This is a genomic window from Sanguibacter sp. Z6_81 (genome assembly GCF_057180625.1).
Window position 1 is genome coordinate 500,897 of sequence record NZ_JBXUFV010000003.1, and the last position, 24,636, is coordinate 525,532.

The 24,636-nt window shown below is 71.7% G+C and carries 26 protein-coding genes; 19 read left to right on the forward strand and 7 right to left on the reverse strand.

The genetic code is table 11. The annotated features are described in order from the left end of the window. Positions 1 to 5: 5 nt before the first annotated feature. The 11 genes from pgeF to AC2AXK_RS10760 all read left to right on the forward strand — a co-directional run bounded on the left by pgeF (position 6) and on the right by AC2AXK_RS10760 (position 9,908). A complete protein-coding gene (gene pgeF, locus AC2AXK_RS10710; protein ID WP_484345353.1) occupies positions 6 to 788 on the forward strand; it encodes a peptidoglycan editing factor PgeF in 783 nt (260 codons plus the stop codon). A gap of 153 nt (positions 789 to 941) precedes the next feature. Then, positions 942 to 1,436 carry a cell division protein SepF gene (locus tag AC2AXK_RS10715; RefSeq protein ID WP_484345416.1) on the forward strand — a complete coding sequence of 165 codons (495 nt, stop codon included), beginning with the start codon at positions 942 to 944 and terminating at the stop codon, positions 1,434 to 1,436. 3 nt (positions 1,437 to 1,439) lie between these two features. Then, positions 1,440 to 1,727, forward strand: a complete 288-nt coding sequence (locus AC2AXK_RS10720) for a YggT family protein (RefSeq protein WP_484345354.1) — start codon at positions 1,440 to 1,442, stop codon at positions 1,725 to 1,727. 154 nt (positions 1,728 to 1,881) lie between these two features. Continuing rightward, on the forward strand, positions 1,882 to 2,544 hold the full coding sequence (locus tag AC2AXK_RS10725) for a DivIVA domain-containing protein (protein WP_484345417.1): 663 nt from the start codon (positions 1,882 to 1,884) through the stop codon (positions 2,542 to 2,544). 158 nt (positions 2,545 to 2,702) lie between these two features. Next, a complete protein-coding gene (locus tag AC2AXK_RS10730) occupies positions 2,703 to 3,146 on the forward strand; it encodes a TraR/DksA family transcriptional regulator (RefSeq protein ID WP_484345355.1) in 444 nt (147 codons plus the stop codon). Positions 3,147 to 3,253: 107 nt separating this feature from the next. Continuing rightward, positions 3,254 to 3,904: a signal peptidase II gene (locus AC2AXK_RS10735; protein WP_484345356.1), complete on the forward strand. Its 651-nt coding sequence runs from the start codon at positions 3,254 to 3,256 to the stop codon at positions 3,902 to 3,904. After that, entirely contained in the window at positions 3,904 to 4,842 is a 939-nt protein-coding gene (locus AC2AXK_RS10740) for an RluA family pseudouridine synthase (RefSeq protein WP_484345357.1), read from the forward strand. The genes AC2AXK_RS10735 and AC2AXK_RS10740 overlap by 1 nt, the downstream gene beginning before the upstream one ends. Beyond that, entirely contained in the window at positions 4,829 to 5,395 is a 567-nt protein-coding gene (locus AC2AXK_RS10745) for a GNAT family N-acetyltransferase (RefSeq protein WP_484345358.1), read from the forward strand. The genes AC2AXK_RS10740 and AC2AXK_RS10745 overlap by 14 nt, the downstream gene beginning before the upstream one ends. A gap of 9 nt (positions 5,396 to 5,404) precedes the next feature. Continuing rightward, entirely contained in the window at positions 5,405 to 8,959 is a 3,555-nt protein-coding gene (gene dnaE, locus AC2AXK_RS10750; RefSeq protein WP_484345359.1) for a DNA polymerase III subunit alpha, read from the forward strand. 23 nt (positions 8,960 to 8,982) lie between these two features. Beyond that, a complete protein-coding gene (locus tag AC2AXK_RS10755) occupies positions 8,983 to 9,489 on the forward strand; it encodes an NUDIX hydrolase (RefSeq protein WP_484345360.1) in 507 nt (168 codons plus the stop codon). Between the two features lie 11 nt (positions 9,490 to 9,500). Next, positions 9,501 to 9,908, forward strand: coding sequence for a PPOX class F420-dependent oxidoreductase (locus AC2AXK_RS10760; RefSeq protein WP_484345361.1), 408 nt, complete (start codon positions 9,501 to 9,503; stop codon positions 9,906 to 9,908). Positions 9,909 to 9,916: 8 nt separating this feature from the next. Here AC2AXK_RS10760 and AC2AXK_RS10765 read toward each other — a convergent pair whose 3' ends face one another. Continuing rightward, positions 9,917 to 10,135, reverse strand: a complete 219-nt coding sequence (locus tag AC2AXK_RS10765) for an RNA-binding S4 domain-containing protein (RefSeq protein WP_484345362.1) — start codon at positions 10,133 to 10,135, stop codon at positions 9,917 to 9,919. 76 nt (positions 10,136 to 10,211) lie between these two features. Between AC2AXK_RS10765 and hisD the strand changes: the two genes are divergently transcribed. Next, positions 10,212 to 11,537, forward strand: coding sequence for a histidinol dehydrogenase (gene hisD / locus AC2AXK_RS10770; RefSeq protein WP_484345363.1), 1,326 nt, complete (start codon positions 10,212 to 10,214; stop codon positions 11,535 to 11,537). Here hisD and AC2AXK_RS10775 read toward each other — a convergent pair. Then, entirely contained in the window at positions 11,530 to 12,357 is an 828-nt protein-coding gene (locus tag AC2AXK_RS10775; protein WP_484345364.1) for an alpha/beta fold hydrolase, read from the reverse strand. The genes hisD and AC2AXK_RS10775 overlap by 8 nt on opposite strands. Positions 12,358 to 12,413: 56 nt before the next feature. Then, positions 12,414 to 15,134, reverse strand: coding sequence for a RecQ family ATP-dependent DNA helicase (locus AC2AXK_RS10780; protein ID WP_484345365.1), 2,721 nt, complete (start codon positions 15,132 to 15,134; stop codon positions 12,414 to 12,416). 96 nt (positions 15,135 to 15,230) lie between these two features. Between AC2AXK_RS10780 and AC2AXK_RS10785 the strand changes: the two genes are divergently transcribed. The 6 genes from AC2AXK_RS10785 (at position 15,231) to AC2AXK_RS10810 (ending at position 19,736) form a co-directional block, all read left to right on the forward strand. After that, positions 15,231 to 16,406, forward strand: a complete 1,176-nt coding sequence (locus tag AC2AXK_RS10785; protein ID WP_484345366.1) for a histidinol-phosphate transaminase — start codon at positions 15,231 to 15,233, stop codon at positions 16,404 to 16,406. Then, positions 16,403 to 17,020: an imidazoleglycerol-phosphate dehydratase HisB gene (gene hisB, locus AC2AXK_RS10790; RefSeq protein WP_484345367.1), complete on the forward strand. Its 618-nt coding sequence runs from the start codon at positions 16,403 to 16,405 to the stop codon at positions 17,018 to 17,020. Before AC2AXK_RS10785 ends, hisB begins: the two co-directional genes overlap by 4 nt. Beyond that, positions 17,017 to 17,478 (forward strand): hypothetical protein, encoded by a 462-nt coding sequence (locus AC2AXK_RS10795; protein WP_484345368.1) that lies wholly within the window; start codon positions 17,017 to 17,019, stop codon positions 17,476 to 17,478. The genes hisB and AC2AXK_RS10795 overlap by 4 nt, the downstream gene beginning before the upstream one ends. Continuing rightward, positions 17,475 to 18,125, forward strand: coding sequence for an imidazole glycerol phosphate synthase subunit HisH (hisH, locus tag AC2AXK_RS10800; protein ID WP_484345369.1), 651 nt, complete (start codon positions 17,475 to 17,477; stop codon positions 18,123 to 18,125). Before AC2AXK_RS10795 ends, hisH begins: the two co-directional genes overlap by 4 nt. A gap of 136 nt (positions 18,126 to 18,261) precedes the next feature. Beyond that, the gene (priA, locus tag AC2AXK_RS10805) at positions 18,262 to 18,993 is read left to right on the forward strand and encodes a bifunctional 1-(5-phosphoribosyl)-5-((5-phosphoribosylamino)methylideneamino)imidazole-4-carboxamide isomerase/phosphoribosylanthranilate isomerase PriA (protein ID WP_484345370.1); all 732 of its coding nucleotides are present in this window, start codon (positions 18,262 to 18,264) and stop codon (positions 18,991 to 18,993) included. Next, a complete protein-coding gene (locus AC2AXK_RS10810) occupies positions 18,990 to 19,736 on the forward strand; it encodes an SseB family protein (protein ID WP_484345371.1) in 747 nt (248 codons plus the stop codon). Before priA ends, AC2AXK_RS10810 begins: the two co-directional genes overlap by 4 nt. 9 nt (positions 19,737 to 19,745) lie before the next feature. Here the strand turns inward: AC2AXK_RS10810 and AC2AXK_RS10815 are convergent, their stop codons facing one another. The 4 genes from AC2AXK_RS10815 to ilvD are packed head-to-tail and all read right to left on the reverse strand — an operon-like array spanning position 19,746 to position 23,575. Next, entirely contained in the window at positions 19,746 to 20,516 is a 771-nt protein-coding gene (locus AC2AXK_RS10815; RefSeq protein WP_484345372.1) for a S1C family serine protease, read from the reverse strand. Next, positions 20,513 to 21,292, reverse strand: coding sequence for a hypothetical protein (locus AC2AXK_RS10820; RefSeq protein ID WP_484345373.1), 780 nt, complete (start codon positions 21,290 to 21,292; stop codon positions 20,513 to 20,515). The genes AC2AXK_RS10815 and AC2AXK_RS10820 overlap by 4 nt, the downstream gene beginning before the upstream one ends. Beyond that, the gene (locus AC2AXK_RS10825) at positions 21,289 to 21,669 is read right to left on the reverse strand and encodes a DUF1844 domain-containing protein (RefSeq protein WP_484345374.1); all 381 of its coding nucleotides are present in this window, start codon (positions 21,667 to 21,669) and stop codon (positions 21,289 to 21,291) included. The genes AC2AXK_RS10820 and AC2AXK_RS10825 overlap by 4 nt, the downstream gene beginning before the upstream one ends. Positions 21,670 to 21,721: 52 nt before the next feature. After that, entirely contained in the window at positions 21,722 to 23,575 is a 1,854-nt protein-coding gene (ilvD, locus tag AC2AXK_RS10830; protein ID WP_484345375.1) for a dihydroxy-acid dehydratase, read from the reverse strand. 77 nt (positions 23,576 to 23,652) lie between these two features. On the opposite strand from ilvD, the gene AC2AXK_RS10835 reads away from it, so the two are divergent. Next, positions 23,653 to 24,489, forward strand: a complete 837-nt coding sequence (locus AC2AXK_RS10835; protein ID WP_484345376.1) for a helix-turn-helix transcriptional regulator — start codon at positions 23,653 to 23,655, stop codon at positions 24,487 to 24,489. The last annotated feature ends 147 nt before the right edge of the window (positions 24,490 to 24,636 follow it).

Below are 24,636 nucleotides of genomic sequence, written 5' to 3' on the forward strand. Positions count from 1 at the left end.
GTCGGATGGGTGACGGTCGCGAGGACGCCCGGTCCGAGGTCATCGACATCGACCTCGGGCCGGGTGTCCGCGCCTTCTTCACCACCCGCCACGGCGGCGTGTCGAGCCACCCGTGGTGCTCGCTCAACCTCGGGACGAACGTGGGGGACGACCCGGCAGCCGTCGCGCGGAACCGGGAGCGGGTCGATGTCCGGGCCGGTGCACCTGTCTCGTATGCGACGCAGGTGCACGGTGCGGCCGTCCTCCGTGTCGACGAGCCACCGCCGACGTCGGCGGGAGCGCGCGGTGATGCCGACGGGATGGTCACGTCACGCCGCGGCGTGCCACTCGGGGTGCTCGTCGCGGACTGCGTGCCCGTGCTCCTCGCCGACGCGGCGGCCGGAGTCGTGGCGGTCGCGCACGCCGGACGCGCCGGGGTCGTCAGCGGGGTCGTCGGAGCCGTGGTGGCGACGATGGTCGACCGGGGAGCGCGGCTCGACGAGATCGTCGCCGTCGTCGGCCCGTCCGTCTGCGGCTCCTGCTACGAGGTGCCGCAGGACATGGCCGACTCCGTCGTGGCGCGCGTCCCGGCTGCGCGCTCCCGCACGAGGGCGGGGACGCCCGGGCTGGACCTCCCGGCCGCGGTCCGCGCCCAGGCGCGGGAGGCCGGCGTGCGCGACGTGCGCGACGTCCCCAGGTGCACGATGACGGATGAGGACCTCTTCTCGCACCGCCGGGCCACAGCGGCCGGACGGACCACCGGCCGCTTCGCGGGCATCATCGTCCTTCCGCCCGGCCGCGACGGATGACGCATGGTGGACGGGCGTCTGCCGGATCAGCCACGGGCGCCGGGCGTGTCGACCGGTGGGTTCCGCACCGCTGGGCTAGCGTGGGCAACGCGTCAGCAGCCGGGCAGCCGGGCGAGTCCGCTGACGATCCCGAGCAGGAACGGAGAAATGGCGATGGCCGGAGCGCTGCGCAAGACCATGCTGTACCTAGGCCTCGCTGACGATCGAGGCGAGGTCGTGAATGACAGCTACGACGACTATGACGACTACGACGAGGTAGGAGCTGACGTGCCGCAGGAGTACGAGGCCCAGGTCACGCCCATCAACCGGTCGATGTCGCGTCGCGAGGCGCCTGTCGCTCCCGTGCCGCCCCTGGAGCTGCGCCGGATCACCACGGTGCACCCGCGGTCGTACAACGACGCACGGGTCATCGGCGAGGCCTTCCGCGCCGGGACCCCCGTCATCATCAACCTCTCCGACATGGACGACGCCGACGCAAAGCGGCTCGTCGACTTCTCCGCCGGTCTGATCTTCGGCCTGCACGGTGCCATCGAGCGGGTGACGAGCAAGGTCTTCCTGCTCTCGCCCGAGCACGTCGAGGTCTCGGGCGAGGAGCAGGCCGCCGAGAAGTCGAGCGTGCCGCGTGCCGGCTTCTACAACCAGAGCTGACGCGTGATCTGGGAGTTTCTCGCATTCCTGTGCCTCGTCTTCATCATCACGCTCCTCGGGCGCGCGGTGTTCGAGTGGGTCCAGGTCTTCTCGCGCGACTGGCGTCCGAGGGGCGCGATGCTCGTCGTCGTCGAGGCGATCTACACCGTGACCGACCCGCCGCTGCGGTTCCTGCGGCGGGTCATCCCGCCGTTGAGCATCGGACCGGTGCGGCTCGACCTCGCGTTCCTCGTGCTCATCGTGGCCACGAGCTTCGTCATGGGGTTGTTCCGTGCCCTGGCGACACTATGAGCGAGGAGTCGGCCGTCCCCTGATGTCGACGAGCGTCGACACCTCACCGACCCCTCCCGGGCGCGCGGACCTGCGAACATCCGCTAGCGTGACCCGTGGCGGTCGGTGTTCATGACCGAAGAGACCAGCGCAAGTATTCGAGGTGAAAACGATGGTGGCACTGCTCACAGCAGATGACGTCCTGACCAAGAAGTTCCCGGCGACCAAGTTCCGGGAGGGCTACGACGTCGTCGAGGTGGACGACTTCCTCGACGAGGTGCTCAACACTCTGCGGGAGCTCTATGCGGAGAACGACGACCTGAAGGCAAAGCTGGAGGCCTCCGAGCGTCGTGTCGCGGAGCTCAGCCGCGCGAACGCGCAGCAGCAGCAGGCCCCGGCTGCACCGGTGCAGAAGGCGCCCGAGGAGCCGACGCCGGCTCCCGTCGTGGCTCCGGCGCCGGTCGCCGCACCCGTCACCGCGACCGCAGCCGCGCCGCGCGAGCCGGAGATGGCCACGGGCATCATCCAGATGGCCCAGAAGCTGCACGACGACCACGTGCGCGCCGGCCAGGAGGAGGGCGACCGGCTGATCTCCGAGGCGAAGGCCGAAGGATCGCGCATCGTTCGCGAGGCCGAGGAGACCTCGAAGCGCACGCTGTCCCAGCTGGAGCAGGAGCGTTCGCTGCTCGAGCGCAAGATCGACGAGCTGCGAATCTTCGAGCGCGACTACCGGACCCGCCTGAAGAGCTACCTGCAGAACCTGCTCGGAGACCTGGACAACCGCGGGAGCGCCCTTCCCAACGCTCGCCCGGACGGCCAGGGCAAGCAAGGCATCTGAGCCACAGCTGGACTGGCGGTCGTACGCCGACTGCCGGAGCCGGTGCGAACACGAGCGCAGCCGCTGCACGCGGTTCCGCGGACCTGTGCGCACCGGCTCCGGTGTATCCACCTCTGCCACATCTGATGAAAGAAGCCGCGATGTCGACTCGTGACGCAATGAGCACCGCTCCAGCGAAGGAGCGGTTCCCCAACCTGGCGCAGGACGTCCGTCACTTCGTCGTGCGGGACGGCGAGACCTCGTGGGAGGTGGCGGAGATCGAAGCCCTTGCTGACGAGCTCATCGCCGAGCACGGCAGGCTCGAGAACGAGCTCGTGAGCGCTGACCATGAGCTCTCCGACCTGCTGCGCAACTCCGGCGACGGGGCGGGTGACGACCAGGCGGACTCAGGCTCGTCGGCGCTCGAGCGCGAGCAGGAGCTGACGCTCGTGAACAACACGCGCGACCTGCTCGACCAGAATTCGCGTGCGCTGGCGCGAATCGGTGCGGGCACCTACGCGGCGTGCGAGTCGTGCGGGCAGGCCATCGGCAAAGCGCGGTTGCAGGCGTTCCCGCGGGCAACGCTGTGCGTCGTGTGCAAGCAGCGCGAGGAGCGTCGCTGACGGTCCCACCAGGCCGGGGGAGCCGTCCGGTCCTCCAGGCGGACGACCGGACGATGGAGACGGCCGTGACAGAGGTCGCTGCTCGGACGTGCGAGACTTCAACGGTGATGTCTGAGACTGCTGACGACCCCGCCCTCGGCCACGAGGACACCCCCGCGGATCCCGCCGCGGCGCCGAGCCGGACCACCTCGAACGAGGACGGCGGCGCGCCGACGTCCGGGTCGGGGGGGCGCGGTGCTGGCCCACTCCTGCGGATCGGGGCTCTCGCCGTCGTGGTGCTCGTCGTCGACCAGCTGACGAAGATGTGGGCCGAGTCGACGCTCACGTCCGGAGCCGCGGCAGAGCCTCTCCTCGGCGAGCTCGTCCAGCTCCGGCTCATCTACAACTCCGGTGCGGCGCTGTCGCTCGGCAGCGGGATGACGTGGCTGCTGACACTCGTCGCCGCGGTGGTCGTCGTCGCCGTCGTCATCATGGCGCGGTCGGTGCGATCCGTGCCGTGGGGTGTCGCCCTCGGACTCGTCCTCGGCGGGGCAGTCGGCAACCTCGTGGACCGGCTGTTCCGGGCTCCGGGCTTCCCCGAGGGTCATGTCGTGGACTTCATCGACTACGGCCCCTTCGTCGGGAACGTCGCCGACATCGCCATCGTCGCTGCCGCCGTGGGGATCGCTGTGCTCACCCTCCTCAACGTGCCGCTGGACGGTGGTCCGCGGGGCCGCGCCGGTGCCGGTGCCGGTGACGGGGTGGAGGACGAGGACTGATGGGAGAGCTGCGCGCGCTCCCGGTGCCTGACGGGCTCGCGGGGGAGCGGGTGGATGCCGCCCTGGCGCGCATGCTCGGACTCTCCCGGACCGTCGCGGCGCAGGTCGCCGCCGAGGGCGGCGTCCGCCTCGACGGCGCGACCGTCGGCAAGTCGGATCGTCTGCACGCCGGCGGCTGGCTCGAGGTCGAGCTCCCGGGGCCGGACGCGCGGCCGGGCCCCGAGGTCGTCGCCGAGCCCGTGCCGGGGATGTCGATCATGTATGACGACGACGACATCGTCGTCGTCGACAAGCCCGTCGGCGTCGCTGCCCATCCGTCCGTGGGGTGGACCGGCCCGACCGTGGTCGGCGCGCTCGTGGCTGCGGGCTACCGGGTCTCGACCTCGGGTGCCCAGGAGCGGCAGGGGATCGTCCACCGGCTCGACGTCGGGACCTCCGGGCTCATGGTGGTCGCCAAGAGCGAGCACGCGTACTCCGTGCTCAAGCGGGCCTTCAAGGAGCGGACGGTGGAGAAGGTCTACCACGCGCTCGTCCAGGGTCATCCCGAGCCGACGACGGGCACCATCGACGCGCCGATCGGTCGGCACCCGAGCGCCGACTACAAGTTCGCGGTCACAGCGTCGGGCAAGCCCTCGGTGACGCACTACGAGGTGCTCGAGATGCTCTCTGCCGCGTCGCTCGTCGAGGTGCACCTCGAGACCGGCCGCACCCACCAGATCCGGGTGCACTTCTCGGCGCTGCGCCACCCGTGCGTCGGCGACCTCACGTACGGCGCTGACCCGAGGCTCGCCGCGCGGGTCGGGCTCTCCCGGCAGTGGTTGCACGCGCACCGGCTCGGCTTCGAGCACCCGGCCACGGGCGCCTGGGTCGAGGTGACGAGCGAGTACCCGCAGGACCTTGCGGACGCCCTCGAGGTCGTGCGCGATGTCTATCGCTGACGGGCAGCCTCCGGCGCGCACGGAGGCCCTCGACGTCGTCCGGGTGGCGACGCGCGAGCAGCTCGAGGCTGCGTGGCACGTGCGGACCGAGGTGTTCGTCGTCGAGCAGCGGGTACCCGTCGAGGAGGAGATCGACGCGGCCGACACCGATCCGACGACCACGCACCTGCTCCTGGTGGCACGCGACCAGGTCGCCGCTGCGGGGGAGCTCCGCGGCGCAGACGCGCCCGGCGGCGCGGAGACGCCTGGCCAGGCGGCGGTCGCGACGGGGCGGGTCCTGTGGGATCCCGCTCAGCCCGGTGTCGTGCACATCGGTCGGGTGGCCGTCCGTGCGCCGTGGCGGGGCACGGGGACGGGTGCGCGGCTCATGACCGAGCTCGAGCGCGTCGCGCTCGCCCAGCACGCCGTCGACGGGTCGGTCAGGGTCGAGCTCAGCGCCCAGGAGTCGGCCGCGGGGTTCTACCGCCGCCTCGGGTACGTCATCGGTGACGACCGTTACCTCGACGCGAACATCTGGCACCGGGACGCCTGGAAGGTCGTCCGCGCGACTTAGACTCGTCGCATGCCGTCTGCTGTCTCCTCGACGTCCGAGGACTTCGTCCACCTGCACGTGCACACCGAGTACTCGATGCTCGACGGGGCCGCGCGGCTCGGAGACCTCTTCGAGGAGACGAAGCGCCTCGGTCAGCGGGCCATCGCCACGACGGACCATGGGTACCTCTTCGGTGCCTACGACTTCTGGAAGCAGGCGACCGACGCGGGCGTGAAGCCCATCATCGGCGTCGAGGCGTACGTCACACCCGGGACGAGCAGGTTCGACCAGACGCGGGTCCGCTTCGGCGAGAAGGGCCAGGAGGCCGACGACGTCTCGGCGCGCGGCGCCTACACCCACCTGACGATGTGGGCACGGAACAACGACGGGCTGCACAACCTGTTCCGCATGAGCTCCCTCGCCTCGCTCGAGGGGCAGCTCGGCAAGTGGCCCCGGATGGACCGCGACCTGCTCTCGCGGTACGGCTCGGGCATGGTCGCCTCGACCGGGTGCCCCTCCGGCGAGGTGCAGACCCGGTTGCGCCTGGGCCAGTACGACGAGGCCGTCCGGGCGGCTGGCGAGCTGCAGGACATCTTCGGCAAGGAGTACTTCTACGTCGAGCTCATGGACCACGGTCTCGACATCGAGACGCGCGTGTTCAAGGACCTCATGCGCCTGTCGCAGGACATCGGTGCGCCGCTGCTCGCGACGAACGACCTGCACTACGTCAAGCAGGAGGACAGCGACGCGCACGACGCGCTGCTGTGCATCAACTCCGGCTCCACCCTCGCGGACCCGGACCGGTTCACCTTCGACGGCGACGGCTACTACGTGAAGTCGGCCGCGGAGATGCGGCGCACGTGGGCGGAGCTGCCCGAGGCCTGCGACAACACGCTGCTCGTCGCCGAGCAGTGCGAGGTGTCGTTCAACACCTCCGCCAACTACATGCCGAACTACCCCTGCCCGCCGGGCGAGGACGAGACCTCGTGGTTCATCAAGGAGGTCGAGGCCGGGCTGCGGTACCGCTACCCGGACGGGATCTCGACCGAGGTGCGCGAGCGGGCGGACTACGAGACGCGGGTCATCTCGCAGATGGGGTTCGAGGGGTACTTCCTCGTCGTCGCCGACTTCATCAACTGGTCGAAGAACAACGGCATCCGGGTCGGTCCGGGGCGTGGCTCCGGTGCCGGTTCGATGGTCGCGTACGCGATGCGCATCACGGACCTCGACCCCATCCAGCACGGTCTGCTGTTCGAGCGGTTCCTCAACCCTGACCGCGTCTCGATGCCCGACTTCGACGTCGACTTCGACGAGCGCCGGCGCGGCGAGGTCATCCGGTACGTCACGGAGAAGTACGGCGAGGACCGCGTCGCGCAGATCGTCACCTACGGCACGATCAAGGCCAAGCAGGCTCTCAAGGACTCGAGCCGGCTGCTCGGGCTGCCCTACGCGATGGGCGAGAAGCTCACGAAGGCCATGCCCCCGGCCATCATGGGCAAGGACATCTCGCTCACCGGGATCTTCGACCCGGCGGACAAGCGCTACAACGAGGCGGAGGAGTTCCGCCAGGTCCACGCCACGGACCCCGATGCGCAGCGCGTCGTCGAACTCGCCAAGGGCATCGAGGGGCTGAAGCGCCAGTGGGGTGTCCACGCGGCGGGCGTCATCATGTCGAGCGACCCGCTCATCGACATCATCCCCATCATGCGCCGTCCGCAGGACGGCGCCGTCATCACGCAGTTCGACTACCCCAAGTGCGAAGAGCTCGGGCTCATCAAGATGGACTTCCTGGGGTTGCGGAACCTCACCATCCTCGACGACGCCCTCGAGAACATCGTCATGAACGGCAAGGAGCCTGTCGAGCTCGAGACGCTCACGCTCGACGACCCCGCGACGTACGCACTGCTCGGACGTGGAGACACGCTCGGGGTGTTCCAGCTCGACGGCGGCGGCATGCGGACGCTGCTCAAGCTCATGCGTCCCGACAACTTCGAGGACATCTCCGCGGTCGGTGCGCTCTACCGACCAGGCCCCATGGGCGCCAACTCCCACACGAACTACGCGCTGCGCAAGAACGGCGCGCAGCCGGTGGTGCCGATCCACCCGGAGCTGGAGGAGCCGCTCCAGGAGATCCTCGGCACGACGCACGGCCTGATCGTGTACCAGGAGCAGGTCATGGCGATCGCGCAGAAGGTCGCCGGCTTCACGCTCGGTCAGGCCGACATCCTGCGTCGCGCGATGGGCAAGAAGAAGAAGTCGGAGCTCGACAAGCAGTTCGAGGGCTTCTCCGGCGGGATGGTCGAGCGCGGGTACTCGATGGCCGCCGTGAAGGCGCTGTGGGACATCCTCCTGCCGTTCTCGGACTACGCGTTCAACAAGGCGCACTCCGCCGCGTACGGGGTCGTGTCCTACTGGACGGCGTTCCTCAAGGCGAACTACCCCACCGAGTACATGGCGGCGCTGCTCACGAGCGTCCGCGACGACAAGGACAAGTCGGCGCTCTACCTCAACGAGTGCCGGCGCATGGGCATCACCGTCCTGCCGCCGGACGTCAACTCGTCCTCGGCGAACTTCACCGCCGTCGGCACCGACATCCGGTTCGGACTCACGGCGGTGCGCAACGTCGGCGCGAACGTCGTCGACGCCGTCGTCGCGACGCGCGAGGCCAAGGGCGACTTCACGTCGTTCACGGACTTCCTCGACAAGGTCCCGGCCGTCGTATGCAACAAGCGGACCGTCGAGTCCCTCATCAAGGCAGGAGCGTTCGACTCTCTCGGGCACACGCGGCGGGCGCTGCAGGTCGTGCACGAGCAGGCGGTCGACTCGGTCATCGGGGTCAAGCGCAAGGAGGCAGAGGGACAGTTCGACCTCTTCGCCGGGTTCGGCGGGGACGACGGCGCCGACGACGGGATGTCGTTCAGCGTCGACATCCCCGACCTGCCGGACTGGGACAAGAAGCAGCTGCTCGCGTTCGAGCGCGACATGCTCGGGCTCTACGTCTCCGACCACCCGCTCTCCGGCCTCGAGCACGTGCTCCAGCAGGCCGCCGAGGTGTCGATCGCCACGCTGCTCGCCGACGACGCCCGGCCCGACGGCTCCACGGTCGTCATCGCGGGGCTCATCACCTCGCTGCAGCGCAAGATGTCCAAGCAGGGGAACCCGTGGGCGGCGGTGACGATCGAGGACCTCGACGGCGGTGTCGAGGTGATGTTCTTCGGTGAGACGTATCTCGCGTACTCGACGATCCTCGCGGAGGACCAGGTCGTCGTGCTGCGGGGACGTGTCCGACGACGCGACGAGACGATGCAGCTCCAGGCCATGGAGGTGTCGCTGCCCGACGTCTCGGCCGTGGCGGACGCACCCGTGCTCGTCACGCTCGCGGAGTCCCGGTGCACCCAGCCGGTCGTCGAGGGGATCCGGGAGATCCTGCGGACCCACCCCGGGGTCACCGAGGTGCACCTCAAGCTCACGACACCGGGCCGCGCCAAGGTGCTCCGCCTGGACGACAACCTCCGGGTGGAGCGCACGCCGTCCCTGCTCGGTGACCTCAAGGCTCTGCTCGGGCCGGGGTGTCTCGCCCCGTGACGCCCGCTCGGCGGTTCCGTGTGGTGCCAGCGGCCTACGTGTTCCTTGTCAGGGACGAGCCCGGACCATCGGTGCTGCTGCAGCTGCGCCGCGGCACGGGCTACATGGACGGGCACTGGGCAGCGGGCGCCGCGGGGCACGTCGAGGAGGGCGAACCCGCGGACGCGGCCGCCTGCCGCGAGGCGTTCGAGGAGCTCGGCCTCCACCTGAGTCCGGACCGCCTCGCACCGGTGACCGTCATGCACCGGACGAATGCCGGCATCGGGCCGGACGAGGAACGGGTCGACTTCTTCTTCGCGTGCAGGGAGTGGGACGGAGAGCCGCGCCTCCGCGAGCACGACAAGGCGGCAGACCTGCGGTGGTTCCCCCTCGACGCACTCCCCGACCCGGTGGTCCCGCACGAACGCGCGGTGCTCGATGCCCTGGCCGTGGGGACGCCACCGTCGTTCATGACCTTCGGCTTCGCGGCTCCGCAGGAGGTCGACGGCCCGCGCCCGCACCGCGAGGCCGCCCGGCCACGTCACGCCTAGACTCGGACCTCGTGATCCACCTGACCCCAGAGCAGCACGTGTTCCTCATCGAACGGCACCTCGCCACCCTGACGACCCTGCGCGCCGACGGCAGCCCGCACGTCGTGCCCGTGGGCTTCACGTGGGACCCGGAGACGGGCCTCGTCCGGATCATCACGAGCGGCCCGTCGGTCAAGGCCCGCAACGCCGCTCGACCCGGACCGGGTGGGACGGCGCCGCGGGCCGCGGTCTGCCAGGTCGACGGCGGCCGCTGGATCACGCTCGAAGGGCCCACGCGCGTGTCGGACGACCCGGACCGCGTCCTCGACGCCGAGCGCCGCTACGCGCGCCGGTACAAGGAACCGTCCGTCAACCCGCGCCGCGTCGTCATCGAGATCACCGCCGACCGGGTCATGAGCTCGAGCTACATGCAGCGCTGAGGACCGGTTCAGCCGACCGTGGCGCTCGCCCTGCCGGTCGGGGAGTCGACCTCGACGACGTCACCCTTGCGCAGCTGGCGGCCACGCCGGGTGTCGACCTCACCGTTGACGCTCACCTCACCGTCGGCGATGAGGTCCCTCGCCTGCGCACCGGACTCGGCGAGGCTCGCGAGCTTGAGGAACTGCCCGAGGCGGATGACGTCGTCGCTGATGGGAACGGTGCTCATGGAGACCATTGTCGTCCCCGGGGAGCATGCGCGAAAATTCCTCGGCAGCCGCCCTGTCGCCGCCTAGGATGGAAGGGTGATCAACCGACTCGACCTGCGCGGTCGCTCCCTGTCAGCCCGTCAGCTCGTCGCCGTGCTCCCGCGCCCCCAGCTGCGTGTCGCGGACGCCGCCGAGCGCGTGGCACCGATCATCGCCGGCGTGCGTTCCCGTGGTGCGGCTGAGCTCCGTGATCTCGCGGAGCGGTTCGACGGGGTCCGTCCGGAGCACCTGCGCGTCCCGTCGGCTGCCCTCGAGGCAGCGCTCGCGGGCCTCGACCCCGAGGTCCGCAGCGCGATCGAGGAGTCCATCTCCCGCGTCCGGACCGTGCACGCGGCGCAGAAGCCCGCTGGCTTCACCGTCGACCTCGCCCCCGGCGCCCGGGTCCGGCAGCGGTGGGTGCCGGTCGGTCGGGTGGGGCTCTACGTCCCCGGTGGGCTTGCCGCGCTCGCCTCGTCGGTCGTCATGAACGTCGTCGCTGCTCAGGAGGCCGGTGTGCCCTCCCTCGCGGTGGCGTCCCCGCCGCAGAAGGAGAACGACGGTCTCCCGCACCCCACCATCCTCGCCGCGTGTGCACTCCTGGGCGTCGACGAGGTGTACGCCGTCGGCGGTGCGCAGGCGGTCGCCATGTTCGCGTACGGCGCGAGCGGCAGCGAACCCCAGGACGGCGCGGTGCTGTGCGAGCCGGTCGACGTGGTCACCGGTCCCGGCAACGTCTACGTCACGGCAGCCAAGCGTGCGGTGCGGGGCGTCGTCGGGATCGACTCGGAGGCAGGAACCACCGAGATCGCGGTGCTCGCCGACGGCACCGCCGACCCGGACCACGTGGCGGCGGACCTCATCAGCCAGGCCGAGCACGACCCGTCGGCTGCATCGGTGCTCGTCACGCCGAGCGTCGAGCTGGCCGGTGCGGTCGAGGCCCGCCTGGACGGACGCGCCGGCGTCGCGGCCCACTCGGCGCGGATCCTGCAGGCCCTGTCCGGCCCGCAGTCGGGGATCGTCATCGTCGACAGCGTCGACCACGGCATCGAGGTCGTCAACGCGTACGGGGCCGAGCACCTCGAGATCCAGACGGTCGACGCCTCGGCCGTCGCTGACCGGATCACGAGCGCCGGGGCGATCTTCGTCGGTCCGTACTCGCCCGTGTCCCTCGGTGACTACATGGCGGGCTCGAACCACGTGCTGCCGACCGGGGGATGCGCGCACTTCGCGTCCGGGCTCGGTGTGCACAGCTTCATCAAGGCCGTGCAGGTCATCGAGTACTCGCGTGAGGGCCTGGCGGAGATCGCCTCGAAGATCGTCGCGTTCTCGCGCGCGGAAGACCTCCCCGCCCACGGCGAGGCCGTGCAGGCGCGCTTCAGCTGATCCGGGCGACCGCCCAGGCCGCCGCGGCAGGGAGCGCCGCGAGCACGGAGACGTGCCCGTCGTCCGGACGCTGCCACAGCTCGGCTGTCGGCAGCGTCCGCGCGAGCCAGCGGGAGTGCGACACGGGCACCACCCGGTCCCGCATGCCGTGCACGAGAAGCACGGGTGTGCGGAGAGCCGCGAGGTCGAACCCCCAGTCGCGGACGAACGCCACGTCGTCGTCGACGAGCCCGTCCACGCCAGCCTCCTCGGCACGTCCGGAGTCCTGCCCCAGGGACGCCCAGGTGCTCCCGAGCATCGCCCAGTCCGCGTCCGTGAAGGAGCGCGGGTCGAACTCCTCCTCCGCGGCCAGCGCAGCACGCGCCTCGCGCCCGGCGCACGCCGCCCGGAGCGCGGCGTCGGAGTGCATCCCGGCGAACCAGTCGATGGACGCCGTGATCGGCGCGAGCCCGGCGAGGCAGACCGTGGCGCGCACCCGGTCCGTGAGCAGCGCGGCGCACGCGAGTGCGTGCGGACCGCCCCCGGACGCTCCGAGCGTCACGCACGTGCGGACGTCGAGAGCGTCGAGCACGGCGAGGACGTCCAGGGCCGCGGAGGCGACATCACGTCCGGGGGACGGTGTGGAGCCCCCGTAGCTCGGTCGCCCGTACGACACGACCCGCGCGTCGAGGGCCTCGGCCGCGGCCACCACGGGCGGCAGCAGGGCACCCGTCTGGGGCGAGCCGTGATGCCAGAGGATGGTTGCTGTCGCATCCTGCGGCCCCGCGGCGTGCGCCCGCAGGACGCGCCCGTCGGGCAGACGGATCTTGTGCTCGGTCATGCCGTGGCTCCCGTCGGACGGTCGGGTGCTGCCCCCCTGCTATGGTGCGCCGCGGGTCACCGTTGCGCCAGCACGAGCGGGACGACCTTCGCGGCACCGGCATCGCGCAGCAGTCGCGTCGCGACGGCGAGCGTCCATCCGGAGTCCACGTAGTCGTCGACGAGCAGGATCGAGCGGCCCGCGAGCCCGGCGAGCGCGGCGGGGGCGAGCTCGAGCGCGAGGCGATGGTGCACCGCTGCGAGGCGCATGGCGGAGTTCACGTCGTGCCGTGGAGGATCCTGGTGCGCCGGAACCGGTCCCACCGTCCCGACGAACGGTTTGCCGAGGTATTTCGCGAGGCCCTGCGCGAGGTGCATGACGAGCACGGGCCGGGTGACGGACCGCAGGGCGACCACCCCGTCGACGGCGGTGCCCTCGGGCCAGGCGTCGAGCACCTGGACGGCGGCCCTGCGCAGCGCCACCGGGACCTCGCCGTCCGCGCGCTCGGGAGCGAAGAGCTCGCGCAGGGGCTGCGACCAGCCGAGCCCGTCGAGGCGCGCGACCGCGCGACCGGCTGCGTGCTGGGCGGCGGGCGGGATCTTCCCCTGGAGCTCGATGCCGAGAGAGGCCATCCCGGACGGCCACATCTTGCGCGGCTCCACGACGACGCCGGGCGTGTCCATGGCCCTGCGGGCCTGTGCGACGTGGTCGGTCGAGGGAGCAGCGGGCAGGGTCACCCCACCACAGGTGTCGCACCGCCCGCACCGGGTGCCCGGGACGAGCTCCGGGTCGTCGAGGGTGGCCCGCAGGAAAGCCATGCGGCACTCGTCCGTCGTCACGTAGTCGACCATCGTGGCCTGCTCGGCGAGCCGCGCCTGCTCGACCCTGCGGTACCGCTCCGCGTCGTACGTCCATCCCCGGCCGGTGGACTCCCACCCCCCCTTGACGCGCTTGACCGCCCCGTCGACGTCGAGGACCTTGAGCATCATCTCCAGGCGGGAGCGTGTGAGGTCGACCTGGGTCTCGAGGAACGGTGCCGACTGGGTGCCGCCGCGGGCCAGTGCGTCGAGGGTCGCGCGGACCTGGTCCTCGCGGGGGAACGCGAGGGACCCGAAGTACTCCCAGATCCGCCGGTCCTCCTCGCCGGGCAGCAGCACGACGAGTGCCTCGTCGACGCCACGGCCGGCGCGCCCGACCTGCTGGTAGTAGGCGATGGGGGAGCTCGGTGCCCCCATGTGCACGACGAACGCGAGGTCCGGCTTGTCGAAACCCATCCCGAGCGCGGAGGTGGCGACGAGCGCCTTCACCCGGTTCGCCTTGAGGTCGGCCTCGAGCGCCTCGCGCTCCGTCGGGTCCGTCCGGCCGGTGTAGGCCGCCACCGGGATGCCTGCCTCCTTGAGCTGGGACGCCACCTGCTCGGCGACGGACACGGTGAGGCAGTAGACGATCCCGGAGCCCGTCGTCGAGCTCAGCAGCTCCATGAGCCACGCGACGCGGCTGGGTTGGTCCGGCAGCCGCAGGACGGCAAGGTGCAACGACTCGCGGTCGAGACCGCCCCGCAGCACGAGGACCTCGGTCCGGGCGTCGTCGCCGGCGATCTCGAGCTGCTCGGCGACGTCCTGGGTGACGCGTGCGTTGGCCGTGGCGGTCGTCGCCAGCACCGGGATGCCTTCCGGCAGCTCGGCGAGCAGCGTGCGGATGCGGCGGTAGTCGGGGCGGAAGTCGTGCCCCCAGTCCGAGACGCAGTGCGCCTCGTCGATGACGACGAGACCGGCGTCGGCCGCGAGGCGTGGAAGGACCTCGTCGCGGAAGGCGGGGTTGTTCAACCGCTCCGGGGAGCAGAGCAGGACGTCGATCTGACCCGCGGCGATCCGCTCGTGGATCTCGTCCCACTCGGTGACGTTCGCTGAGTTGATCGTCGCGGCGCGGATACCAGCCCGCTCGGCCGCCGCGATCTGGTCCCGCATGAGCGCGAGGAGGGGCGAGACGATGATCGTCGGCCCTGCGCCGCGAGCGCGCAGGAGGGCGGTGGCGACGAAGTACACGGCGGACTTGCCCCACCCTGTGCGTTGGACGACGAGCGCTCGTCGCTGCTCTCGCACGAGGGCGTCGATCGCGGTCCACTGGTCGTCCCGCAGCACCGCGTCGCTGCGCCCCACGAGGCGCTGCAGGGCAGCCTCGGCCTCGCCCCGCAGGTCCTCGTCCGCACCCACCGTGACCCGGGGGCGGGCGGCTGTCGCTCGCACCGTCGGTCGATCTGTCCCGGGCGTGGACGGTCCGGTGGTGCGTGCCTGGCCGGACACGTCTCCTGGACGGTGGTCGTCGGGGTCCTCGAGAGCGGGCTCGTCGAAGTACGGGACGTCCGCGTACGGGTCGTCGGAGGCCGTCGTCCGTCGTCGGTCCGTCGCCGGGTCGGGGGCGTGGGTCGGTCGTGCCGTCATGTCTGTCTCCGGACGAGTCGTGGGGGCGGCCGGCTCCCGGCGCGGAGCCGGGTCTGCTGCGGGTGCTGGTGTGCTCGGCGCAGGCTCGGTGGGCTCGGGGGTGACAAAGCCCGGCGTCTGCCAGGCGGGCGCCGGCGACGCCCCGTGCTGCGCCTCGTCGTCCGAGGCCCGGGCGTCGAACGACGACGCCCCCCACCCCGGCCCGTCGTCGATCATGGGCCGGCGCCGGGGGGTCGACGGGAGCTTCGACCAGTCGGGCTCGACCCCCCACCGCTTCGGCCCGCGCTGCCGCGGCGACGAGGCGGCCGGGGGAGTCTCGGCGTCGTCCGCAGGGGTCGGTTCACCGGGTGAGGTCATGGTCTCCAGCCTACGGAGCGTGCGCCCTGGTCGACGACCCCGCCGCGCAGGCTGTGGACGCAGCTATCGCCTCGACACGCTCAGTAGACTGGGACGGTGACCCCGCCCTCCCTCTCGTCAGCCGCCTCCGCGCGTCCTGCAGCCGAGCGACCCTTCCGGCTGCCCGTCCGTGACGGCATCGCCGGCATGGAGCCCTACGGAGCCCCGCAGCTGGACGTCGCGCACCTGCTCAACGTCAACGAGAACCCGTACCCGCCGGCGCCCGACGTCATCGAGACCATCGCGCGCGACGTCGCCGTCGCGGCCGGCACCCTCAATCGCTACCCGGACCGCGAGTTCCTGGGGTTGCGCGGCGACCTGGCCGCCTTCCTCGCGACCGAGTCCGGCGTCCGGGTGGCGCCGGAGCAGGTGTGGGCGGCCAACGGGTCCAACGAGGTCATGCTGCACCTCATGCAGGCGTTCGGGGGTCCGGGACGTACGGCGCTGTCGTTCGCGCCGACCTACTCGATGTACCCGGAGTATGCACGAGACTCCCTCACGGCATGGGTTGCGGGCCCGCGCGAGCCCGACTTCACGGTCGACCCCGAGGTCGCCGTCGCCACGATCGCCGAGCACCAGCCCGCCGTGATCCTTCTCACGAGCCCCAACAACCCCACGGGAACCACGCTGCCGCTGTCCACGGTCGAGGCGGTCTGCGAGGCGGCGCTCGCCGTGGACCTCGACGGGGCGGCAGCGGTCGTCGTCGTCGACGAGGCGTACGCCGAGTTCCGTCGCTCGGGCGTGCCGTCGGCGCTCGAGCTCCTCGACCGTTACCCCAACCTCGCCGTGAGCCGCACGATGTCCAAGGCCTTCGCGCTGGCGGGTGCGCGTCTGGGGTACCTGGCGGCGTCCACGGACCTTGTCGACGCCCTGCGCGTGGTCCGGTTGCCGTACCACCTGTCCGCGGTGACCCAGGCGGTGGCTCGGGCGGCACTCAAGCACTCCGGGGCACTGCTCGCCCAGGTCGACGCGTTGCGGGTCGAGCGCGACGAGACCGTCGCGTGGCTGCGCGCCCAGCGCCGCGGCGGGCAGCCGCTCGTCGTGGCGGACACCGACGCGAACTTCGTGCTCTTCGGCAGGTTCGACGACCGTCACGCCGTGTGGCAGGGTCTTCTCGACCGCGGCGTGCTCGTCCGTGAGACCGGGCCCGAGGGCTGGCTCCGCGTCTCTGTCGGAACCCCGCAGGACATGACCGCATTCAAGGAAGCACTCGTGGAGGTAGCAGGACTGTGACCGCTGACCAGACGGCCCGGCGCGCTGCGCGCATCGAGCGCACGACGAGCGAGTCGAGCGTCCTCGTCGAGATCGACCTCGACGGGACGGGTCGCACGGAGATCTCCACGTCGGTCCCGTTCTACGACCACATGCTCACCGCGCTGGGCAAGCACTCCCTCGTCGACCTCACGGTCCGCGCCACGGGCGACACGCACATCGACGCCCACCACACGGTGGAGGACGTCGCCATCGCGCTCGGCGAGGCGCTCCGTGTCGCCCTCGGGGACAAGAGCGGCATCGGACGCTTCGGCGACGCCACCGTCCCGCTCGACGAGGCCCTCGCGCAGGCGGTCGTCGACGTCTCGGGCCGCCCCTACCTCGTCCACACGGGCGAGCCGGCTGGTCAGGAGTACCACCTCATCGGCGGCCACTTCACGGGATCGCTCACCCGGCACGTCCTCGAGTCGATCGCGCACCACGCGGGGATCTGCATCCACATGCGCGTGCTCGCCGGCCGCGACCCCCACCACATCGTCGAGGCCCAGTTCAAGGCCCTCGCGCGCGCTCTGCGCGCCGCGGTGGAGCCCGACGCACGCGTCGTCGGCATCCCGTCGACGAAGGGCGCGCTATGAGCGCCCCGACGCCGGACCGGCCCGAGGCCAGCCCACGCATCGCGATCCTGCTCACCCAGATCGCGACCGCCGAGGCGCTCGCTGCCGCCTGCGCCGTGCACAAGGCGCAGGTGGATGCCGTCACGTCCCCGATCGGCGCGTACGCGGTCTGCCGGGACCCGGAGAGCGCGCCCGCGATCGCGGCGGCTGTCTCGACCGTGGCGCGATCCGTCCCCCTCCTCCTCGTCGAGGCCGAGAACGGCCAGATCCGTGCGGGCCAGTGGCTCGACGGCACGCGGACCGGTGACCTCGCGCCGGGACTCGTGCTCGACGGCGCCCCCCACGAGTTCGAGGACCTGCTCCTCGGTGCCGTCTCGGTCCACGACGTCGAGGGTGTCGTGTCGAGCGTCGGGATGTCCCGCTGGAAGGCGATGCGGTCCTTGACCGCCACCGCACGAGCAGCCCGGGGGAAGCGGTGAACGGGACAGGGAAGAAGGTCGTCGTCCTCGACTACGGCTTCGGCAACGTCAGGTCCGCTGTCCGTTCGCTCGAGCGTGCCGGAGCGACCGTCGAGCTCACCGCGGACCCGCGTGCCGCAGGGGAGGCCGACGGCCTCGTCGTTCCCGGGGTGGGGGCGTTCGCGGCGGTGATGCGGGGCCTCGATGCCGTCAGGGGCGGGCAGATCATCGAGCGCAGGCTCGCTGGCGGACGTCCCGTCCTCGGCATCTGCGTCGGGATGCAGGTCATGTTCGACGCGGGCGAGGAGCACGGCGTCCACGCGGACGGCCTCGCCCAGTGGCCCGGGGTCGTCGACCGCCTCGAAGCGCCCGTGGTGCCCCACATGGGGTGGGACACCGTGGACGTGGCCGAGGGCTCGGTCCTCTTCGAGGGCATCGAGGAGGAGCGGTTCTACTTCGTCCATTCCTACGCGGCGCGCGACTTCACGCTGGGCGCCGGAGCCGCGCACGACGACCGGTTCCGCCCTCCGCTCGTCACGTGGTCCGACCACGGGGGTCGGTTCGTCGCGGCCGTCGAGAACGGCCCGCTGTCGGCGACCCAGTTCCACCCCGAGAAGTCGGGGGACGCCGGCGCACAGCTGCTCCGCAACTGGATCCGCACGCTCTGACCCGACCGTGAGCCGCACCCGGCCCGGCGACCGTCCGTCCTCGGCCCCGCGGCTCTTCCCCCGGTGTGCCCCTCGGGCCGCCACCGCTCGTCTCCGTCCAGCCCGTACCCACGGTCCCCGAGAGGATCCACCCACCATGTCAGACCGCCTCATCCTGCTCCCTGCTGTCGACGTCGCCGACGGACAGGCCGTCCGGCTCGTCCAGGGGGAGGCCGGCTCCGAGACCTCCTACGGCGACCCGCTCACCGCGGCGCTCGACTGGCAGGACGGCGGGGCGGAGTGGGTGCACCTCGTGGATCTCGACGCCGCGTTCGGCCGTGGGTCGAACGCGGAGCAGCTCGCGGAGGTCGTCGGCCGGCTCGACGTCAAGGTCGAGCTGTCCGGCGGTATCCGCGACGACGAGTCGCTCGCGCGCGCACTCGCGACGGGATGCGCTCGCGTGAACCTCGGCACGGCGGCGCTGGAGAACCCGGAGTGGACCGCACGGGTCATCGCCGAGCACGGAGACGCGATCGCCGTGGGCCTCGATGTCCGCGGCACGACGCTTGCCGCCCGTGGTTGGACCCAGGAGGGTGGAGACCTCTGGGAGGTGCTCGACCGCCTCGAGGCAGCGGGGTGCCCCCGGTACGTCGTCACCGACGTGACGAAGGACGGGACCCTGCGCGGCCCCAACATCGACCTGCTCCGCGACGTCAGCAGCCGCACGAGCTCGCCGGTCGTCGCGTCCGGCGGGATCTCCAGCCTGCTCGACCTCGAGGCGCTGCGTGAGCTCGTCCCCGCGGGGGTCGAGGGCGCGATCGTCGGCAAGGCGCTCTACGCGGGCGCGTTCACCCTTCCGCAGGCGCTCGACGTCGCAGGGCGTCCGTGACCGACGACGCACAGCCCTCCGGCCGGGCGCTGCCCGGCGCCTCACCGTTCGCCGGTGACGACGGGTCGGCTGATCCCGCACTCGCCGCGACGCTCGACCGCTACGCGCGGGGCGAGGCGGCGCTCGCCGAGGTGGTGACGCGGCTCGCTGCTGCCCGCGTGCTCGTCCCCGTGCTGGCCGAGCTCGAGGCGAGCGGGGCCGGTGACCACGGCTTCGAGGTGGACAAGGAGGCGTCAGCGGGCGTCGTCGCGCTGCAGTCCGCAGACGGTCGTCAGGCGCTGCCGGTGTTCTCGAGCGTCGCCTCGATGGCCGCCTGGAGCCCCGCGGCACGTCCCGTTCCGGCGGACGCCGCGCGTGCCGCGCTGTCCGCGGTGGAGGAGGGCTGGGCGCTGCTCGTCCTCGATCCGGGCGGGCCGGTGAGCGTGGTCGTGCCGCGTCCGGCGGTGTGGGCCATCGCCCGGGGGCAGCGGTGGACGCCGGCCGTCGCCGACGGGGTCGTGGACCCGGAGGTCGCTGCCGCGATCGCCGAGGCCGTCGGTGCCGTGCCCTCGGTCGTCCGCGTGCGTGCCGACGTCGGGCGGGGCGCCGAGGTCGCGGTGGTGCTCGGGATCGACGGGGGCCTCACCCGGGGGCAGCTCGATGCCGTGCTCGCCGAGGTCAACCAGGCGCTCGGCGCGAGCACGGTGATCAGCGAGCGGGTCGACTCGCTCGAGCTGCGCGTCGGGCGTGCCGACCGCGCCTGACCGGCTGCCTCAGCAGGTCGGTGGGGTCTGTGCTGCGAATCCGGCGTCGTCGTCCAGCAGGCCGCGCAGGGTGCTCACGGGGACGACGTAGCTCTGACCCTGGCCGTTCTTCGCGTAGACGACTCCGATGACCCGCCCCTCTTCGTCGAGCGCCGCGGAACCCGAGCTGCCGGGCTCCACGGGCGCGTCCGTGAGGAGCACCTGACCGAGGTTGGCGTTGAGCGGGTCCGACGTGTAGGCGATGACCGCGCCCTTGGTCGCAGTGAGCTGCCCCCCGTTGGGATAGCCGACGACGGTGACGTCGTCACCGGGCTGCGGGTCCTCGACCGCGAGGTCGGGGTACGCGTCCAGATCTTCGGTCGTGCGGACGATCGCGAGATCGGCGAGATCAGCCGTCCCGGAGTTCGTCACGTCGACATCACGCCCGTCGTACGTGCTCAGCTGGATCTGCGTGCTGCCTTCCACGACGTGCTTGTTCGTGATGAGGGTGCGGGCGTCGATCGCGAAGCCGGTCCCACGCACGACGCCGTCGCAGCTGACGTTGCGGATCCGCACGGCCATCTGCTGCGCAGCGTCGAACCCGTCGGCCGAGAGGTTGCCCTGGCCCTCCGGAGGCCCGGGGGCCAGGCTCGGCACCACGGTCTCGGGCATCGGCGGCGGCGCGTCGGGCAGGATGCCGCACGCCGTGCAGGCGGCCAGTGCGACGACCGCTGCTGCTGCGCGCGAGAGGACGGCGAGGGGGAGAGCGGCAGCGCCGGTACGGCGCGCGGTGACTGTCACAGCTCCGCCAGGTCGTCCTGGAGCGAGTTGTAGTCGTCCACCGCCGCTGAGCACACCGACTCCGCCTGGTCGACGGCCGTCTGGACGGCCTCGGGGGTCGTCGCGTCAGGCTCCGCCATGAGGTTGAGGAGCGTGTTCTGGGCCGTGATGCAGTCACCGAGGGCGGCCGAGACGTCGAGCGCGGTCTCAGCGACCTCCTGGACGTCCTCGGCGATGATCTTCTGGCTCTCCCGGTCGTCTCCGACCTGGGCCTTCTCGTCGGCGAGCTCGGTGATCCTCGTCTGCGCGGTCGCGAGCTGGTCCCGCACCGTCGTGAGCTCCGCCGTCATGCCGCTCACGTCGCCGGTGAGCTCCGCGACCTCGGCGCCGAGGGCCCGGGACTCCGCCTCCCACGCGTCGCTGCGGTCCGCCCACCGGACCGCGAGGTATCCGACGTAGGCGCCGCCGGCGAGGGCGAGCACGAGAAGGACCGACAGCACCCAGAGCCCGGCACGTGCACCTGGCCGTCGCCGGACGCGGCGCGACCGGACGCCGAGATCTCCGGCGTCGCGGCGTCCGTCCGCCCCGGCACGTGCGGCGTCGTCGGGCCGCGGAGCGTGGACAGGCACGGGAAGGGCGGGGTCGGTCCCGCCGAGGTGCACGCTCACGGGCGCGGACACCGGGATGTCGAAGCTCGGTCTCGCCGCAGGAGGATAGTCCGCCGGGACGTCCCTCGCCCCGTCGTCGCCGTGGTCCCGGGCGGGGCGCTCGCCGGCCCAGGGCGAGGGGTCTGTCAACTCACGGCCCCGGTGAACTTCTCGCCCGGGCCCTCGCCCGGAGCGTCCGGGTAGATCGACGCCTCACGGAACGCGAGCTGGAGCGAGCGCAGCCCGTCGCGGAGCGAGCGTGCGTGCTGGCTGCCGATGTCCGGCGCCGCTGTCGTGACGAGCGCGGCGAGGGCGTTGATGAGCTTGCGTGCCTCGTCGAGGTCGAGATGCCGTCCGGCGTCCGCCTCGTCGGCCAGCCCGCACTTGACCGCGGCGGCGCTCATGAGGTGCACGGCCGCGGTCGTGATGACCTCGACGGCCGCCACGTCCGCGATGTCACGGATCGCCTGCGGCGCGCTGTGCTCGTGGGGTGCGGGCTGGCGGGGGTCGGTCTGCTCGGAGGTCATGGCCCCATTGTCACAAAGTCGGGGTGCTGCGGTCGACCATGAACACCTGCGGCTACCCGCCGAGCCGCGTGACGTCGCGCACGGCGCCCTTGTCGGCGGACAGCGCGAGCGCGGCGTACGCCCGCAGTGCGGTCGAGACGCGTCGCGGCCGCACGGTGCGCGGTACGTAGCCAGCGCCCGCCTCGATCGCTGCTCGACGCTCGTCGAGCACGGCGTCCGGGACGTCGAGGTGCATGGTGCGCGAGGGGATGTCGATGACGATCGTGTCCCCGTCCTCGACGAGGGCGATCGCTCCGCCGGACGCGGCCTCGGGGGAGACGTGGCCGATCGACAGCCCCGACGTCCCGCCGGAGAAGCGTCCGTCGGTGATGAGCGCGCAGGCTGCGCCGAGGCCCCGACCCTTGAGGTAGGACGTCGGGTAGAGCATCTCCTGCATGCCCGGTCCGCCACGGGGGCCCTCGTACCGGATGACGACGACGTCTCCGGGCACGATCCGTCCGGAGAGGATCGCCTCGACGGCGTCCTCCTGGGACTCCACGACGACCGCCGGGCCCTTGAACGTCCAGATCGACTCGTCGACGCCCGCGGTCTTCACGACGGCGCCGTCGGGCGCGAGGTTCCCGCGCAGCACGGCGAGCCCGCCGTCCGCGGAGTAGGCGTGCGCGACGTCGCGGATGCACCCGTTCGCGGCGTCGGTGTCGAGGGAGTGCCACCGCTCCGACTGGGAGAACGCGGTCGCGGAGCGGACGCAGCCGGGCGCGGCGTGGAAGAGCTCGACGGCCTCCGGGGAGGGGGAGCCGCTGCGGATGTCCCACGCGGTCAGCCACTCCTTCATCGACGGCGAGTGGACGGTCGTCACGTCCTCGTCGAGCAGCCCGGCACGGTAGAGCTCACCGAGGATCGCGGGCACACCGCCGGCGCGGTGCACGTCCTCCATGAGGTAGATCCCGTTGGGTGCGACCTTGCTCAGGCACGGCACCGCACGGGAGCGCTCCTCGATGTCGGTGAGCGTGTAGTCGAGCCCGGCCTCCTGGGCGGCCGCGAGCAGGTGCAGGACGGTGTTCGTCGAGCCGCCCATCGCGATGTCCAGGGACATCGCGTTGTCGAACGCGGCGCGCGAGGCGATGCTCCGGGGCAGCACCGACTCGTCGCCGTCGTCGTAGTACCGGCGCGTGATGTCGACGACGGCCCGTCCCGCGTCCTCGTAGAGGCCGCGCCGCGCGGTGTGCGTCGCGAGGACGGAGCCGTTGCCGGGGAGCGCGAGGCCGAGGGCCTCGGTGAGGCAGTTCATCGAGTTCGCGGTGAACATGCCGGAGCACGAGCCGCACGTGGGGCAGGCCGCCTCCTCGATGCGGGCGATGTCGGCGTCCGAGACGTCGTCGGCGACCGCGTCGGCGATCGCCGAGACGAGGTTGAGCCGGGTCCGCACGGAGCCGTCGACGAGGACGGCCGTGCCGCCCTCCATGGGCCCGCCCGAGACGAAGACCGTCGGGATGTTGAGCCGCAGCGCTGCCATGAGCATGCCGGGGGTGATCTTGTCGCAGTTGCTGATGCAGATGAGCGCGTCCGCGCGGTGCGCCTCGACCATGTACTCGACGGAGTCGGCGATGAGGTCGCGCGACGGGAGCGAGTAGAGCATCCCGTCGTGGCCCATCGCTATGCCGTCGTCGACGGCGATGGTGTTGAACTCGCGCGGCACCGCGCCCGCCGCCTTGATGGCGTCCGAGACGATGCGTCCGACGGGCTGCAGGTGGGTGTGGCCGGGCACGAACTCGGTGAAGCTGTTCGCGACGGCGATGATCGGCTTGCCGATGTCCTCCCGCTCGACGCCGGCAGCGCGCAGGAGGGCGCGGGCGCCGGCCATGTTGCGGCCGTGGGTGACTGTGCGGGAGCGGAGTGTGGGCATGCTCGCAGTCTCCCCGACGGCGGGCATGCCCGGGAAGACGGTCCGGATGCTAGTACTGGCACTACTAGCATGAGCGCGTGACCACCCAGGAGCAGCGCCACGAGCTCGGAGCGCTGCTGCGTGCCCGGCGGGGGCAGCTCGCCCGGGCAGACCTGGGGCTGCCGGCGGTCGGACGCGGACGCACCTCGGGCTTGCGGCGCGAGGAGGTCTCCTACCTCTCCGGCGTCTCGGTCACCTGGTACACCTGGCTCGAGCAGGGCCGCGACATCCGTCCCTCCCGGCAGGTGCTCGACGCCGTCGCGCGCACCCTGCGCCTGTCAGCGGCCGAGCACACGTACGTGCTGTCGCTCGCCGGGTATGCCGCACCCTCCGCGGTGCCGGATGCCGTCGACGCGACCGCGCCGGGCCACGTCCGGCGCCTCCTCGACTCGCTCGACTCCTCACCCGCGTTCGCGATCGCCCCGGACTGGAGCATCGCTGCATGGAATCCTGCCTACGCGGCGCTGTACCCGAACGTCGCGGTCGTGGCTCCGGGCGACCGCAACCTCCTCTGGCTCGTGTTCACGGATCCGTACGTCCGTGAGCTCCTGCCCGCCTGGGACGTCGACAGCCGACGGTTCCTCGCCGAGTTCCGTGCCGAGGTGGGGCCTCACCTCGGTGCCCCTGCGGTGGCCCGGCTCGTCGCGCGGCTGCACGACGCCAGCCCGGAGTTCCGCGAGGGGTGGCTCAGCCACGACATCGAGGGCTTCGCCTCGCGCGAGCGGCTGTTCCACCACCCCCGCGTGGGGCACCTGCACCTCGAGCAGCACACGCTCACGCCGGCGGACCACCCCGAGCTGCACATCGTCGTCTACACGCCTCTCGACGACGGCATGACACCGACGAGGCTCTCGACGTTGCTCCGTGCCGCATGAGGATGATGACGACCCGCCGGTCGTGCTAGAGTCAGCAGTCGACCGACCGCTCGACCACCTGCTGCCCGCCCGGAAGTTCCCGGGGAGGCGTCAGAACGGATGAGCGGTGCACAAGTGGAGTCCATCCCACCCGAGTCTCGATCGCTC